The organism is Sphingopyxis sp. GC21, from assembly GCF_025727575.1.
Classification (GTDB): domain Bacteria; phylum Pseudomonadota; class Alphaproteobacteria; order Sphingomonadales; family Sphingomonadaceae; genus Sphingopyxis; species Sphingopyxis terrae_A.
In genome coordinates this window covers 244,936-257,313 of the sequence record NZ_CP095845.1, presented here as the reverse complement: position 1 = coordinate 257,313, position 12,378 = coordinate 244,936, and the positions used below count along the sequence as shown (strand labels likewise).

12 protein-coding genes are annotated in these 12,378 nt (G+C 65.0%); 3 read left to right on the top strand and 9 right to left on the bottom strand.

Going from position 1 to position 12,378, the window contains the following annotated elements:
* Position 1 precedes the first annotated feature (1 nt).
* Positions 2 to 1,099 (top strand): LPS export ABC transporter permease LptG, encoded by a 1,098-nt coding sequence (lptG, locus tag MU856_RS01220; protein WP_058811232.1) that lies wholly within the window; start codon positions 2 to 4, stop codon positions 1,097 to 1,099.
* A 173-nt stretch (positions 1,100 to 1,272) separates the two neighbouring features.
* On the opposite strand, the gene pnp is transcribed toward lptG, so the two are convergent.
* The 7 genes from pnp to MU856_RS01185 all read right to left on the bottom strand — a co-directional run bounded on the left by pnp (position 1,273) and on the right by MU856_RS01185 (position 7,243).
* Entirely contained in the window at positions 1,273 to 3,579 is a 2,307-nt protein-coding gene (gene pnp, locus MU856_RS01215; protein ID WP_062900983.1) for a polyribonucleotide nucleotidyltransferase, read from the bottom strand.
* 194 nt (positions 3,580 to 3,773) lie between these two features.
* Positions 3,774 to 4,043 (bottom strand): 30S ribosomal protein S15, encoded by a 270-nt coding sequence (rpsO, locus tag MU856_RS01210; RefSeq protein ID WP_003042688.1) that lies wholly within the window; start codon positions 4,041 to 4,043, stop codon positions 3,774 to 3,776.
* A 24-nt stretch (positions 4,044 to 4,067) separates the two neighbouring features.
* Positions 4,068 to 5,027 (bottom strand): tRNA pseudouridine(55) synthase TruB, encoded by a 960-nt coding sequence (gene truB, locus MU856_RS01205; protein WP_186401125.1) that lies wholly within the window; start codon positions 5,025 to 5,027, stop codon positions 4,068 to 4,070.
* Positions 5,028 to 5,091: 64 nt separating this feature from the next.
* The gene (locus tag MU856_RS01200; protein WP_062903008.1) at positions 5,092 to 5,526 is read right to left on the bottom strand and encodes a DUF6491 family protein; all 435 of its coding nucleotides are present in this window, start codon (positions 5,524 to 5,526) and stop codon (positions 5,092 to 5,094) included.
* Positions 5,527 to 5,620: 94 nt separating this feature from the next.
* Positions 5,621 to 6,163: a GNAT family N-acetyltransferase gene (locus MU856_RS01195; protein ID WP_186401126.1), complete on the bottom strand. Its 543-nt coding sequence runs from the start codon at positions 6,161 to 6,163 to the stop codon at positions 5,621 to 5,623.
* Positions 6,156 to 6,770, bottom strand: coding sequence for a thymidine kinase (locus MU856_RS01190; RefSeq protein ID WP_263588245.1), 615 nt, complete (start codon positions 6,768 to 6,770; stop codon positions 6,156 to 6,158). Before MU856_RS01190 ends, MU856_RS01195 begins: the two co-directional genes overlap by 8 nt.
* Positions 6,771 to 6,811: 41 nt before the next feature.
* Entirely contained in the window at positions 6,812 to 7,243 is a 432-nt protein-coding gene (locus MU856_RS01185) for an RrF2 family transcriptional regulator (protein WP_263588244.1), read from the bottom strand.
* Between the two features lie 80 nt (positions 7,244 to 7,323).
* Between MU856_RS01185 and MU856_RS01180 the strand changes: the two genes are divergently transcribed.
* Together MU856_RS01180 and MU856_RS01175 are read left to right on the top strand one after the other, a co-directional pair.
* Entirely contained in the window at positions 7,324 to 7,800 is a 477-nt protein-coding gene (locus MU856_RS01180; RefSeq protein ID WP_186401129.1) for a group III truncated hemoglobin, read from the top strand.
* A 104-nt stretch (positions 7,801 to 7,904) separates the two neighbouring features.
* The gene (locus MU856_RS01175) at positions 7,905 to 9,332 is read left to right on the top strand and encodes a WS/DGAT/MGAT family O-acyltransferase (RefSeq protein WP_263588243.1); all 1,428 of its coding nucleotides are present in this window, start codon (positions 7,905 to 7,907) and stop codon (positions 9,330 to 9,332) included.
* 34 nt (positions 9,333 to 9,366) lie between these two features.
* Here the strand turns inward: MU856_RS01175 and rbfA are convergent, their stop codons facing one another.
* Positions 9,367 to 9,777, bottom strand: coding sequence for a 30S ribosome-binding factor RbfA (gene rbfA, locus MU856_RS01170; protein ID WP_263588242.1), 411 nt, complete (start codon positions 9,775 to 9,777; stop codon positions 9,367 to 9,369).
* A 53-nt stretch (positions 9,778 to 9,830) separates the two neighbouring features.
* Entirely contained in the window at positions 9,831 to 12,371 is a 2,541-nt protein-coding gene (infB, locus tag MU856_RS01165) for a translation initiation factor IF-2 (RefSeq protein WP_263588241.1), read from the bottom strand.
* Between the last annotated feature and the right edge of the window lie 7 nt (positions 12,372 to 12,378).

The following is a 12,378-nucleotide window of genomic DNA, read 5'->3' as shown; positions in this document are numbered from 1 at the left end:
GATGAACCAGCTCCATTTCTTTCCGTCGCGAACCATGGCGCTCTATGTCGGGCGGCTGTTTCTGGTGCGCAGCTTCGCGATCCTGTTCGCGCTCGTGCTCGTACTCCAGACGCTCGACCTTCTCGGCGAGAGCGGCAAGATCCTGTCGGTCGCAGGCAACAGCGACAGCGACGTGTGGCGCTATGTCGGGCTGCGCCTGCCGCAGATCATCGAGACCTTTCTGCCCTTCTCCGTCCTGCTCGGGACGATCTTGACGCTGATCACGCTCAACCAGAACAGCGAGGTCATCGCGATGAAGGCGTCGGGCATGTCGGCGCATCAGGTGCTGGCGCCGCTGTTCCTTGCCGCGCTGTTCGTTGCCGCGATCAGCTTCGGCTTCAACGAAAGGATCGTGACGCGCGCGACCGCGGCGCTCGCCGCCTGGCAGAAGGTCGAATATGCGCAGATTCCGAAAGACACCGGGATTCGGTCGAACATATGGGTTCGCGACGGCAACAATCTGATCAACGCCGCGACCGTCAGCGGTACCGGAACAGCGATCACGCTGCACGGCGTGCGCATCTATGAACGGTCGGGGGGCGTATTGTCCTCGATACTTTCGGGCGACAGCGCGCGGCCGGTCGCGGGTGGGTGGGAACTCACCAACGCCAAGCGCTTCCTGCGCCGCGCCGGTATCGTCCAGCCGCTCGGCACCATCGTCGCCGCGCCGGGCGTGCGTCCCGACCAGTTCACCCTGGCGCAGGTCGACGGCGATCAACTGCCCTTCACCGAGCTCAAGGCGGCAATCGGCGATCTCGAGGCAGCGGGGCGACCCGTCGATGCGCTGAAAGGCGTGTTGTGGCACAAGATTTCGGGGCCGCTGTCGGCGGTCCTGATGCCGCTACTCGGCGCCGTCGCGGCATTCGGCCTGGCGCGATCGGGCAAGCTGTTCGTGCGTGCAATCATCGGCATGGCGCTGGGCTTCGCCTATTTCGTCGCCGACAATTTCGCGCTCGCGATGGGCGACCTCGGCGCCTATTCCCCCTTCCTCGCCGCATGGGGGCCGTTCATCCTGTTCGCGCTGATCGGCGAGATGATCCTGATCCGGACCGAGGAATAGCGTCCGGACTCCGGGCGCATAGCCGCCGCTCCCCAAGCACCGCCCCGTTTCGGGCCCGGTCCAAATGTTTCGACGGGCAGGCCGAAGCCTCTCTCCCCACCCGGAGGCCGGCAGCGCCCAAAAGAAAAGGGGCCGCTTTCGCGGCCCCTTCGATTGGTTCGAGAGTCGAAGGATCAGTCCTTCAGGAAGTCGGGCACATGGCCCTGATCTTCCGGACCGTCTTCGCTGCGCTCGCGACGCGGGCCGCGGTCGCCGCCATCGCGGCGGGGGCCGCGATCGCGGCCGCCACGGCCACGGTCGCCGCGATCGCCGCCGTCACGGCGCGGACCACGATCACCGCGCGGTTCGCGGGGTTCGCGCGCCGGACGCGTGTCTTCCAGTTCCTCGCCGGTTTCCTGATCGACGACGCGCATCGACAGGCGGACCTTGCCGCGCGGATCGATCTCGAGGACCTTGACCTTGACTTCCTGGCCTTCGGACAGAACGTCGGCGACCTTTTCGACGCGTTCGTTCTTGATTTCCGACACGTGGACGAGGCCGTCCTTGCCGCCCATGAAGTTCACGAATGCACCGAAATCGACGAGGTTCACGACCTTACCGTTATAGATCTTGCCGACTTCGGCTTCTTCGACGATGCCGAGGATCCACGCCTTGGCGGCTTCGATCTGCGCGGTATCCGACGAGGCGATCTTGATCGTGCCTTCGTCGTCGATGTCCACCTTGGCGCCGGTCGTCGCGACGATTTCGCGGATGACCTTGCCGCCGGTGCCGATGACGTCACGGATCTTCGACTTGTCGATCGTGATCGTTTCGATACGCGGCGCATGCGCCGACAATTCGCTACGGGCTTCGCCGAGCGCCTTGTTCATTTCGCCGAGGATGTGCGCACGGCCTTCCTTGGCCTGCGCCAGCGCCTTTTCGAAGATTTCCTTGGTGATGCCGGCAATCTTGATGTCCATCTGCATCGTGGTGATGCCTTCGGACGTGCCCGCCACCTTGAAGTCCATGTCGCCGAGGTGATCTTCGTCACCCAGAATGTCCGACAGGATTGCGAAATCCTGGCCTTCGAGGATCAGGCCCATCGCGATACCCGACACCGGGCGCGCGATCGGCACGCCGGCATCCATCATCGCGAGGCTGCCGCCGCACACCGACGCCATCGACGACGAACCGTTGGATTCGGTGATGTCGCTGGTAAGACGGATGGTGTAGGGGAAATCTTCCTTCTTCGGCAGCACGGGGTGCAGCGCACGCCACGCCAGCTTGCCGTGGCCGACTTCGCGGCGGCCCGGCGCGCCGAAGCGGCCGACTTCGCCGACCGAATAGGGCGGGAAGTTATAGTGCAGCATGAAGTTCTGATACGACAGGCCGTTGAGGCCGTCGATCATCTGTTCGGCTTCCTTGGTACCCAGCGTGCAGGTCGCGATCGTCTGGGTTTCACCGCGGGTGAACAGCGCCGAACCGTGCGCGCGCGGCAGGAAGTGCGTTTCGGCGACGATCGGACGAATCTGCGTCGTCGTGCGGCCGTCGATGCGCTTGCCGTCCTTCAGGATGGCGGTGCGGACGATTTCGGCTTCCAGCTTCTTGGTCAGCTTGATGCCGGCCATGACTTCCTGCGGGCTGAGGCCGTCGGCTGCAAACTGTTCCTTCGCCTTCGCGCGCGCTTCGTTGAGCGCGTTCGAACGGGCCGACTTGTCGGTCAGCTTGTAGGCGGCGGCGATGTCCTTGCCGATCAGCTTCTTAAGCTTGTCCTTGATCGCGGCATTGTCGTCCGACGATGCGATTTCCCAAGGTTCCTTGGCAGCCTGTTCGGCAAGCTTGATGATCGCCTTGACGACTTCTCGGCACGCATCGTGCGCGAACATCACGGCGCCGAGCATGATCTCTTCCGACAGCTCGTTCGCTTCGGATTCGACCATCATCACCGCGTCGTGCGTCGCGGCGACGACGAGGTCGAGGTCGCCTTCGGCAACCTGTTCGTCGGTCGGATTGAGGATATATTCGCCGTCGAGATAGCCGACGCGCGCAGCGCCGATCGGACCCATGAAGGGGACGCCCGAAATGGTGAGCGCGGCCGAGGCCGCGACCATCGCGAGGATGTCGGGTTCATTGTGGCCGTCATAGCTCAGCACCTGAGCGATGGCATTGATCTCGTTGTAGAAGCCTTCGGGGAACAGCGGGCGGATCGGACGGTCGATCAGACGGCTGACCAGCGTTTCCTTTTCGGTCGCACCGCGTTCTCGCTTGAAGAAGCCGCCGGGGATGCGCCCCGCGGCCGAATATTTTTCCTGATAATGGACGGTCAGGGGGAAGAAGTCCTGCCCTTCCTTCACCGACTTGGCAGCGGTCACGGCGCACAGAACGACCGTTTCGCCCAGTGTCGCCATCACGGCGCCGTCGGCCTGACGGGCAACCTTGCCCGTTTCGAGAGTCAGCGTTTCACCGCCCCACTCGATCGATACTTTTTTCACGTCAAACATGGAATTTCCTTCGCCCGCCGGGCCCTATGCCGGGCGGGGCCTCTGTTCCGGGCAATCCGGCCCGGGCGGGTCGGGGCGTCTGTCTGCCCCTGGTTTTCGGAAGCCGGCGCCGGATTGCGGCGGCTCCTCTCCACGCCGCTCTTGCGAACGGCAAAAATGAAAGCGGCCCCGAACCCGGAGCCGCCCTCATGGTCTTACTTGCGAAGACCCAGCTTCGCGATCAGGTCGGTGTAGCGTCCCTCGTCCTTCTTCTTGAGATAGTCGAGGAGGCTGCGGCGCTTGTTGACCATCATCAGCAGCCCGCGACGGCTGTGATTGTCCTTGGCGTGCGACTTGAAATGGCCGGTCAGCGTGTTGATGCGGTCGGTCAGGATCGCGACCTGCACTTCGGGCGAACCCGTATCACCCTTTTCGCGGGCATGTTCCTTGATGAGTTCGGCCTTGCGTTCGGCGGTAATCGACATGTGTTTCTTCCTTCGAACATCCTGTTACAGATTGAAGCCCCGCACGACCTTCAGCGTTCCCGCCAAAGCCTCTATCAATGCCACGGGCCGATCGTCGGCGTCGCGTCCCCAATAGAGCCCGTCCTGCGTGCTTCCCCCGGTCCAGACACGACCCTGACGGATCGCCCCTGCCGCTTCCGGGGAAAGGTCCAGAGCCGGGATGTCGACCAGCCCTGCCTCCAGCGGCAGAAATATCTCTGATTGGGCGGCCCCTTGGCCGAAAGCGTTCAATTTGTCCAGCGAAATCGCCTGATCGAGCGCGAACGGCCCTGCCTTCGTCCGGCGCAACATGGTGACATGCCCGACCGTCCCGACCGCCCGCGCAATGTCGCGCGCGAGGCTGCGGATATAGGTACCCTTCGAAACATGCGCCGTGAGCGTGATGGAATCGAGCCGCTCCGCCTCTCCACTTTCGTCACCCCGGACTTGATCCGGGGTCCATTCGGCGCCCTCGGCAACATATGCCTCAGCAAGTCCGGAATGACGAAGAGAGTGGATCATCACCGCCCGCGCCTTCATCTCGACCGTTTCGCCGGCGCGCGCGCGGTCATAGGCGCGCTCGCCGTCGATCTTGATCGCCGAATAGGCGGGCGGCACCTGTTCCATCGCGCCGGTAAAGCGCGGCAGAACCGCAGCAATTTCCGAAAGCCGCGGCCGCACGTCGCTGGTCGCAACGACGTCGCCCTCCGCGTCGAGCCCGGCGGTCTCGGTCCCGAACTCGATCGTGAAATCATAGACCTTGCTCGCGTCGAGCATGCGCCCGCACAGCTTCGTCGCCTCGCCGATCGCGATCGGCAGCACGCCCGAGGCAAGCGGGTCGAGCGTCCCGCCATGGCCGACCTTGACCTTGCCCAGCCCGGCTTCGCGGCACACGCGCTTGACTGCGGCAACCGCCTGCGTCGAGCCGAGCCCGACGGGCTTGTCCATTATGATCCATCCGTTCATCGCCGCGCGGGCTAGGCCGCGCGGGCGATGCTTGTCAATTCGACCGGGATCGATTCGATCGGGCTCAATTCGACTTGGCGGCGTCCGCTGCGGCCTTGGCGGCTTTCTCCGCCTCGCGCGCTGCCTTGCGCTCTTCCTTGGTCGGCGGCGGCGCCGATGTCACGAAAGACGAAATCGCGCAGCGTTCACCGCGCACCAGAAGCGACGCGAACTTGTCGAGCCGCGAGGTTCCGCGCGTGTCGACGCCGATCGCCTGCGCAAAATCGATGTCGCGGCACGGACCGAAGAAGGTGGCATAATACCAGTCGCGGCGGCTGTCCTGAATCCACACGCCATCCTCGCCATCGGCCTGAAAGGTGCGGATCGTCGCGTTGCTGGGAAAGCTGATGCCGGTTTCGACGCCCAGCGCGCGCGATTCCTGCGGTGCCCCTTCGGCCGCCGCAGTTGCCGAAAGGGGAAGCAAGGCGGCGGCCAGGGAGAGTGCGAATAATCTGTTCATAACGAACCTTTCCAGATGGAGGCCCATCCCGGCACACGGCTTAGCGGGTCGATGCTGAACCGGCGCTGACCCGCTTGCCACGCTCCCACCAACTTCAGCTTCCTGTGCGCCATTCATCGGCGAGCAGCGACCACAGGCCGGTGTCGCGGACAAAGCCGGTCCAGGTGATCCGCTCAGCGCGCAGCACCCCTTCCTTGGTGCAGCCGAGCTTGGTGACGGCCGCCTGGCTGCGCTTGTTGCGCTCATCGATGCGGAATTCGATGCGGCGAATGCCGACGGCATAGGCATGGTCGAGCATCAGTCGTTTGACGCGGCCATTGAGGCCAGTCCCGCGCGCGGCGGGCTCGATATAGCTGTTGCCGATCTCCACCGTCTGCGCCGACACATCGGGACGCAGATAAGCGGTCATGCCGACCAGCCGATCGCCGTCGACGATCGCATAGGGCATCCGGCTCTCATGCCCGATCAGCGCGTTGAAGCTCGTGTCGAAATGATCGGAATCGAAGCTCGACGAATAGATCGGCCAGATATCGGTATCGGCGGCGCAGGCGGCGCGCAGCGCCTCGCGGTGCGGCTCGGCCAGCTTGACGAGCCGGAGGTCGCCGTCGGTCAGTTCGACATAAAGCCGGTCAAGCATCGGCGCCCGCCTCTTGCAAAGCCTCTGCCGCAGCCCGGCGCTTGGCCATGAAATGGCGGCGGCACATGGCGACATAGCGGTCGTTGCCGCCAATCTCGGTCTGCGCCCCCGCGACCACCGCACGGCCGGCGGCATCGACGCGCAGGTTCATCGTCGCCTTGCGCCCGCATTCGCACACCGCCTTGAGTTCGACCAGCGCGTCGGCGATACCGAGCAGCGCCGCCGAACCGGGAAAGAGATCGGCCGCGAAATCGGTGCGCAGCCCGTAACAGAGCACCGGAATATCCGCCTCGTCGGCGAGCCGTGCCAGCGCGAACACCTGATCTTTCGAAAGGAACTGCGCCTCGTCGACGAGCACGCAGGCCAGCGGGCGCTGACGATGCTCCTCGCTCACCGCCGCCCACAAATCGCTTTCGGGATCGAATTTATGCGCCTCGGCAAGCAGGCCGATGCGGCTGGTGATCTGCCCGGCGCCGTAACGGTCGTCGAGCGCGGCGGTCCACAGCATCGTTTCCATCCCGCGCTCGCGATAGTTGAAATCCGCCTGCAGCAGCGTCGTCGACTTGCCCGCGTTCATGCTGGCATAATAGAAATAGAGCTTGGCCATGGCTTGAGCGATACCGCCTCGGCGGCGCCGCGCAAGCCCAATCAGGCGACGCCGAGCAGCGCGCGAAAACGCGCCGGCTGCGGCAACAGATCGGCGAGGGTATAGCCGTCGAGATGCGCGGCGAAGGCTGCCAGTGCCCCGGCGAGCGCGCCCTGCAATCCGCAGCCGCCGCGCACCGGGCAGGCTGAAGTCGCGGGGTTCATACACTCGACAAAGCCGTCCAGCCTTTCGAGCTCGCGCACCACCGCGCCGACGATCACCGTCTCGGGCGCCCTGGCGAGCGTCAGCCCGCCACCGCGTCCGCGCTGCGCCGCGACATAGCCGAGCGCCTGCAGCCGCTGCGCCACCTTGGCGAGATGGTTGCGCGACACGCCATATTGGCCGGCGATCTCGTCGACCGACATCTGGCGCCCAGTCGCCGCCAGCGCCATCAGGATGCGCAGCGCATAGTCGCTGTGAAGGCTCAATCGCATAAAATAGGTATATGAAATATTGCTTTTATGCGCAAGGTCGATAAAGCGGCAAATGAAATGCCGTTTATCGAGTCGAGGCGATGAAGAAGACCGTCCCCGCCCACCCCCATGCCATCGCTGCGCGCGAGGACCGGCGCGCCGCCGCCATCGCGATGGGGGTCGATGAAGCCTTTATCGCAACGCTCGTCGATCGCTTCTACGCCGCGATCCGGCGCGACGCCCTGCTTGGCCCGATCTTCGACGACCGCATCCACGACTGGCCCGGGCATCTCGCGCAGATGAACCGCTTCTGGCAGTCGATCCTGCTCGGCGCCGGCAATTTCACCGGCAATCCGATGGCCCGGCATCTTGCGATCCCGACCATCGGCGAGAGCCATTTCCAGCATTGGCTCGGGCTCTTCTATGCCACGCTGCGCGATGTGGCGCCGAGCGAAGGGGCGGTCGCGCTGGTCGGCGCGCGGGCGCGGATGATCGCCGAAAGTCTGCTTACCGGCATCGCGGTCCACCGCGACCGCGACCCCGACATCACGCGCAGGATGGTGCTGCCCCACGTCTGACACCCGCCGCGCGCCGGCAGCCGTCGACACCGCAGCTTGACTCGCCCGCCCCCGCTGTCATGCTGCGCACAAAAGATGCAGCATTAACAGTGGGGAGAGCTGCAATGCGATTGATGCCGGTGACCGATGCGATGTTCCTGTGGGGGGAAAGTCGCGAAATGCCGATGCACATCGGCGGCATCAACCTCTACACGCTGCCCGACGATGTCGACGAAACCGACTGGCTGAACGAACAGCTCGCACTGTTGCGCCAGTCGGAAGGGCTGCGGCGGCCGTTCAGCGAGGTGCTGAAACTCACCCCGCTCGGCCAGTACGGCCCGATCCGGCTCGAACCCGACCGCGACATCGACATGCACTATCATGTGCGCTCGGCCGCGCTGCCCAAGCCTGGGCGCTACCGCGAGATGTTCGAACTCGCCTCGCGCCTCCATTCCAGCCTGCTCGACCGCACCCGCCCCTTATGGGAGATCACGCTGATCTCAGGGCTGCCCAATCGGCAGATCGCGACATTCAAGAAGGTGCATCATGCGCTGATGGATGGCGCGGCGAGCATCCATTTCTACAATTCGATGTTCTCGCCCGACCCCAAGGAACGGCGGACCTGCTCGCCGCTGTCGGTCGAGGCTTATGAAGCCTATAAGCGCAAATTCCCGTCGCCCAAAAAGCCGCCGCGCCCCAGCCTGACCGACATCGCCGCGATCGGCGAGTTTCTGAAGGAGCAGTGGGGCAACAGCGTCGGCGTGACCAAGGCGCTCAACCAATATGTCGCGGCGATGTTCGGGATCGGCGGCGAAGGGCTGGTCACCCCCTTTGCCGGCGTGCCGCGCACCAGCTTCAACCGCAACATCACCGGCGCCCGCCGCTTCGTTGCGCAAAGCTGGTCGCTCGAACGCGTCCGCGCGGTCGGCAAGGTCTATGACGGGACGATCAACGACGCGGTGCTGGGCATGTGCGCGGGCGCGATGCGCAAATATCTGCAATCGCTCAACGAGCTGCCCGACAAGCCTTTGAAAGCCATGGCGCCGGTCTCGATCCGCCCCAAGGACGATATCGATTCGGGTAATTCGGTGGCGTCGGTGACGGCCAATCTCGCCACCCATATCGACGATCCCGCCGAACGCATGGCGGCGATCCAGTCGTCGATGAACGCCGCCAAGGCGCAGCTGCGCGCGATGACCGCGCAGCAGATCCAGCTCTATACCGCGATCACCAATTTCCCGCAGATGCTCACCGCGCTGACGCGCACCGCCGACAGATTCCCCGCCTATTCGGCGACCATCTCCAACGTCCCCGGCCCGCGCGAGCAGATGTACTGGAACGGCGCGCGGCTCGACGGCATGTATCCCGCGAGCATCCCCGTCGACGGCATGGCGATGAACATCACGCAGGTGTCGAATTTCAGGAACATCGACTTCGGCATCACCGCCTGCCGCCGCAGCGTGCCGCACGCGCAGCGGATGATCGACTATCTGGAGGAAGCGCTGGTCGAGCTGGAGGCCGCAGCAGGGATCAAGACGCCGAAGGGAAAATAGCCCCTATCCGGTCCCACCAACCCGTCATCGGGGCTCAATCTTGAATTTCGCCCTCGCCGCCGCCCAAGTCGCGCGCCACCTTGGGGTCGCGCAGCAATTGGTCGATGTGGCTCGCCTCGTCGAAGCTTTCGTCAGCAATAAATTTGAGCTTCGCCGCATATTTCATGCGGATGCGGTGCGCAACTTCGCGCTGGAGATAGGCGGTGTTGGTGCGCAGCGCCTTCAGCACCGCCTCCTCGTCGCGGCCGAGCAGCGGCTTCACGAATATCGTGGCATGGCGCAGGTCGGGCGACATGCGCACTTCGGTCACGCTCACCGGATGCGTCGCGAGGACATCGTCATGCACGTCGCCGCGCTGAAGTATCTCGCTCAGGACATGGCGCACCTGTTCGCCCACGCGCAGGACGCGGACCGAGGGGCCTTCGGGTTTTTCGTTATGCCGCATCGCTCAATATCCTGCCGCACCCCCGCGCATGCAGGGGTGCGGCGATGGTTCGATCACAACGTCCGCGCGCGTTCCTCGACCTCGAAGACTTCGAGGTGATCGCCCGGCTTGATGTCGTTGGTATCCGCCAGCACGACGCCGCATTCCAGGCCCGCGCGCACTTCGGCGACATCGTCCTTGAAACGGCGGAGCGACGCGATGGTCGTTGCCGAGACGATGACGTCCTCGCGCGTGAGACGCGCGTGGAGCCCCTTGCGGATGATGCCTTCGAGCACCAGCAGGCCAGCGGCCTTGTCGCGTTTGCCGGCCGGGAAGACTTCCTTGACCTCGGCGCGGCCGACGACGGTTTCGACGCGTTCCGGACCCAGCTCGCCTGCCATCTCCTTCGCGACCTCCTCGGTCAGGTGATAGATGACGTCATAATACATGAAGCGCACTTTTTCGCGGTTCGCGATCTCGCGCGCCTTGGCGTTGGGGCGGACGTTGAAGCCGATGATCGGCGCATTCGTCGCCGCCGCCAGCGTCACGTCGCTTTCGGTGATCGCGCCGGCGCCTGAATGGAGCACGCGGACGCGGATTTCGTCGGTCGACAGCTTGTTGAGCGCGTTGACGATCGCTTCGACGCTGCCCTGCACGTCGGCCTTGATGACCACCGGATATTCGATGACATTGGCCTTGTCGGCGAGCGCCGAGAACATGCCTTCGAGGCTGACCGGCGCCTGCGCCGTCCGCTTCTTGAGCGCCTGTTCCTGACGATAGGCGGCGACTTCGCGCGCGCGCGCCTCATTCTCGACGACGGTCAGCGTGTCGCCCGCCATCGGGACCCCGCCGAGGCCAAGAACCTCGACCGGCATCGACGGACCGGCTTCCTTGATCTGCTGGCCCTGATCGTTGACGAGCGCGCGGACGCGGCCGCTTTCGGCGCCGCAGACGAAGATGTCGCCGACCTTCAAGGTCCCGCGGCGGACGAGGATCGTGGCAACGGGGCCGCGGCCCTTGTCGAGTTTCGCCTCGACCACCGTCCCTTCGGCCGAACGGTCGGGGTTGGCCTTGAGCTCCATGATCTCGGCCTGAAGCGCTATCGCGTCGAGCAGCTTGTCGAGCCCGGTCTTCTTGAGCGCCGAAACTTCGACATTCTGGACGTCGCCGCCCATTTCCTCGACGACGATCTCGTGCTCGAGCAGGCGCTCGCGCACGCGCTGCGGGTTCGCGCCTTCCTTGTCGACCTTGTTGATCGCCACGATGATCGGCACCCCGGCTGCCTTCGCATGGTTGATCGATTCGATCGTCTGCGGCTTCAGCCCGTCGTCGGCCGCCACCACCAGTACCGCGATATCGGTGACATTGGCACCGCGCGCGCGCATTTCGGTGAAGGCTTCGTGGCCCGGCGTATCGAGGAAGGTGACTTGGCTCCCGTCGGGGGTCTTCACCTGATAGGCGCCGATATGCTGGGTGATGCCACCGGCTTCGCCCGACTGGACGCTGGTGCCGCGCAGCGCGTCGAGCAGGCTGGTCTTGCCGTGATCGACGTGGCCCATGATGGTGACCACCGGCGCGCGGGGCTTCATCTGTTCGGGCGCATCGACGTCCTGATCGTTGCGGATATCGACATCGGCTTCGCTGACGCGTTTGATCTCGTGCCCGAATTCGGTGACGAGCAGTTCGGCGGTATCCTGGTCGATCGTCTGGTTGACGGTGACCATCATGCCCATCTTGAACAGCGCCTTGACGAGATCGGCGCCCTTTTCGGCCATGCGGTTCGCCAGTTCCTGCACGGTGATCGTGTCGGGAACGACGACTTCGCGAACCTGCTTTTCGCGCGGCCCGCTCGGCGTCAGATGCGAGCGCTTTTCCTTTTCGCGCGCGCGCTTCAGCGCGGCGAGGCTGCGCGCACGCGCGCCTTCATCCTCGTTGAGCGCACGCGTGACGGTCAACTTGCCCGACTGGCGCCGGTGATCGCCGCGATGTTCCTTTTTCTGTTCGGCGCGCTTCGGTTCGGGACGCTTCGGCGCCTCGACCGGCGTGAAGCGACGCGGCGCGGGCGCAGCGCTGCTCGTCGTGGCGGCGCGCGGCGCGGCTTCGGCCGGCTTGGCTTCGGCAGCGGGCGCGGCCGGCGCTTCGGCGGCGGGCTCGGCCGCAGCCGGAGCGGGCACTTCCTCGGAAGCCTTGGATTTTTCCTCCCGCGCTTCGGCGGCACGCGCGCGCTCTTCTTCCAGAGCACGGGCACGTTCAGCCTCTTCGCGGCGGCGCGCTTCTTCAAGCGCGGCGAGACGCGCCTCTTCGGCTTCGCGCAGCAACTGCGTCTGGCGCTCCTGACGCGACATCAGGCTGTCGGCCTTGGGCGCGGCGGGCTTGGGCGCCGGTGCGGGTGCAGCCGGCTTCGGCGCGGGTGCGGGCGCGGCCTCGACCACTTCAGCCTCAGGCGCGGGCGCCGCTTCGCCGGGACGGCCAAGCACGCGGCGGCGCTTCACCTCGACCACCACCGTATTGCGGCGGCCGTGGCTGAATTGCTGCTGCACCTGTCCGGCCTCTACCGTACGCTTCAGCCCCAGGGGCTTGCGGGTCAGAGTCGGCTTGTCCTGTTCGTCACTCATCGAAACG